Origin of the sequence: Streptomyces sp. (assembly GCF_031178505.1) — a bacterium.
Lineage (GTDB): Bacteria > Actinomycetota > Actinomycetes > Streptomycetales > Streptomycetaceae > Streptomyces > Streptomyces gulbargensis.
The window spans coordinates 1-2,699 of sequence record NZ_JAPSIW010000863.1; the positions used below are offsets into that span (position 1 = coordinate 1).

At 78.2% G+C, this 2,699-nt stretch carries 3 protein-coding genes; all 3 read left to right on the forward strand.

Going from position 1 to position 2,699, the window contains the following annotated elements; genetic code table 11:
- Positions 1–231: 231 nt before the first annotated feature.
- On the forward strand, positions 232–1,359 hold the full coding sequence (locus tag RIF68_RS33595) for an AAA family ATPase (protein ID WP_309055254.1): 1,128 nt from the start codon (positions 232–234) through the stop codon (positions 1,357–1,359).
- A complete protein-coding gene (locus tag RIF68_RS33600) occupies positions 1,356–2,105 on the forward strand; it encodes an NUDIX domain-containing protein (protein WP_309055255.1) in 750 nt (249 codons plus the stop codon). The genes RIF68_RS33595 and RIF68_RS33600 overlap by 4 nt, the downstream gene beginning before the upstream one ends.
- The coding region (locus RIF68_RS33605; RefSeq protein ID WP_309055256.1) for an ADP-ribosylglycohydrolase family protein at positions 2,102–2,699 on the forward strand (598 nt) is incomplete at its 3' end. The genes RIF68_RS33600 and RIF68_RS33605, both read left to right, overlap by 4 nt.

Below are 2,699 nucleotides of genomic sequence, written 5' to 3' on the forward strand. Positions count from 1 at the left end.
CCACCCTTGTGGCCGAGCCTCCTCGCGATTTATAGTCAGGGTGACTCTTAAGGAGGCGGGTGTGAGGAAGACGTCCGTCCGGACCATCCTCCGGCGGCTCCGGCGGAGCGTCCGCACGGCCCTCGCCGCGTGCGGCCGGCGGGCCTGGACCCACGGGGGTGGACCAGGCCCCGGCGCGCCCCGGCCGTACCGTGCCGGGGGCGTCCGGCCGCTCACGGCGGGGGCCCGGCCATGACCGCGCGCGCGTACGGCCACGGGCTCGTCGCCGGCGCGTTCTGCCCCCCGCACGCGGTCCACCACCACCTCGTCCGCACCGCCCTGGCCCGCTGCGAGCGCGTCACCGTGCTCGTCCGCGCCACCGAGGACGCGGCCCTGCCGCTCGACGCGCGCGTCGCCTGGCTGCGGGAGATCCACCCCGAGGCCCTCGTCGTCACCGGCGACACCGCCGCCGACCTGCCCGAGTCCGTCGACGCGGTCTTCACCGCCGAGCCGTACGGGGACGCCGGCCCGGGGCCCGGCCTGGAGGGCGCCGAGCTCGTCCGCGTCGGCGGGTGGCACGCGGAACCCGCGGGCGCGGCGCCGGGGCGCGGTGACAGGGGAGTGGGCGGCCCCGGCCGGGACACCGGCCCCGTCGCCGGCCCGGGTCCGGGCGGCGGAGGACCCGGTCCCTGCTCCGGAGGCCCTGCTTCCGGTCCGGGAGGCCACGGTTTCGGCCCGCGAGGCCTCGGTTCCGGTGCCGGTGGACCCGGCCCCGACGACGCCGCCGTGCTCGCCGACCCGCCCGGCCACTGGGACCTCCTGGAGGCCCCCGTCCGCGCCGCGCTCGCCCGGCGGGTCGTCGTCCTCGGCGCCGGGTCCACCGGCGCCACCACCCTGGCGCGCGCCCTCACCGGCCACTACCGGCGGCGCGGCGGCGTGTGGGCCCGTACCCGCTGCCTCGCCGCCGAGCCGCGAGCCGACCGGGAGCGGGAATCCCGCGACTTCCCCGTCGCCGCCCAGCGCCGGGCCGAGGACGAGGAGCGGGCCGCGCGCGAGGGCTCCCCGCTGCTCGTCTGCGACGGCGACGCCTTCGCCGCCACCATCCGGCACGAAGGGCGCTTCGGCACCCGCAGCCCCGGCACGTGCGCCGTCGCCGCCCGGGGGCGGCAGCACCTCTGGCTGCTCACCGACCACCGGGGCGTTCCCCGCGGCCCGGACCCCGAGGACCTCCGGGCCTGGACCACCGCCCGGCTCCTCACCCGTCTGATCCGCACCGGCCGCCCCGCGGTCCTCCTCAGCGGCCCGCCCGAGGAGCGGCTCGCCACCGCCGTCGCCGCAGTGGACGCGCTGCTCGCCCGGCCCTGGGAGGTACGCCGGTGAACGGCCGCACCCCGCCCCCGCGCCCGCCCGAGGGCTACGACCCGCACGCCTTCGAGCCGTTCGCCGTCACCGTGGACCTCGCCGTCCTCACCGTCCGCGAGGAACGCCTGCACGTCCTGCTCGTCCAGCGGGCCCACGAGCCCCACGCGGGGGAGTGGGCCCTGCCGGGCGGCTTCGTGCTGCCCCGCGAGTCCGCCGAGACGGCCGCCCGCCGCGAACTCGCCGAGGAGACGGGCCTGCCCGCCGGCACCGTCGCCGGGCTCCACCTCGAACAGCTCCGCACCTACAGCGACCCCGACCGCGACCCCCGGATGCGGGTCGTCTCCGTCGCGTTCACCGCCCTCGTACCCGGCCTGCCGGAACCCCGGGGCGGCGGCGACGCCGCCGAGGCGCGCTGGCTGCCCTACGGGGAGCACGGGCCGCTCGCCTTCGACCACGACCGGATCCTCGCCGACGCCCGCGAACGCGTCGGCGCCAAGCTCGAGTACACGTGTCTCGCCACCGCCTTCTGCCCGCCCGAGTTCACCCTCGGCGAGCTGCGGCAGGTCTACGAGACGGTCTGGGGCGTCGAACTCGACCGCCCCAACTTCCGGCGCAAGGTCCTCACCACGCCCGGCTTCGTCCGGCCCGTGGAAGGACCGCCGCGCCGCACCGGCGGACGGGGGAAACCGGCCGCGCTCTACCGGGCGGGAGAGGCCACGGCCCTCCACCCGCCGCTGCTCCGACCGGAAGGACGATCGGCATGACCACGCACCAGGCGGCCAAGCGGGCGGCGACGGGGGCGCTGACGGGGCTCGCGCTCGGCGACGCGCTCGGGTTCCCCACCGAGTTCCACGACGTGCCGTCGATCCTCGCGAAGTACGGGCCCTGGCGGACGGCGGAACTCCCGACGACCCGGGGCGTCGCGTACGTCACCGACGACACCCAGATGACCCTCGCCCTCGCCCGCGCCCTGCGCACCGCCCTGGGGCGGGGCCCCCTCACCCCGCTCCGGCTGGTCCGTCCGCTGCGGGAGGAGTACGTCGACTGGTACCGGTCGCCGGAGAACAACCGCGCCCCCGGCCGCACCTGCCTCGTCGCCTGCCAGTCGCTCACCACCGACCTGCCCTGGCAGGACGCGAGCCAGATCCACTCCAAGGGGTGCGGCGCCAACATGCGGGTCGCGCCCCTCGGCCTCGTCCCCGGCCTCGGCGACGAGGAGCGCGCCGGTGCCGCGCAGCTCCAGGCGGCCCTCACCCACGGCCACCCCACCGCGCTCGCCGCCTCCGACCTGACGGCCCACGCGGTGCGCCTGCTCGCCCAGGGCGTGGACCCGGCCGGGCTCGTCGGCCGGCTGCGCT

Excerpts from the sequence above, each read along its gene's own strand:
- RIF68_RS33595 (WP_309055254.1), top strand. The coding sequence starts at position 232 with ATGACCGCGCGCGCGTACGGCCACGGGCTCGTCGCCGGCGCGTTCTGC.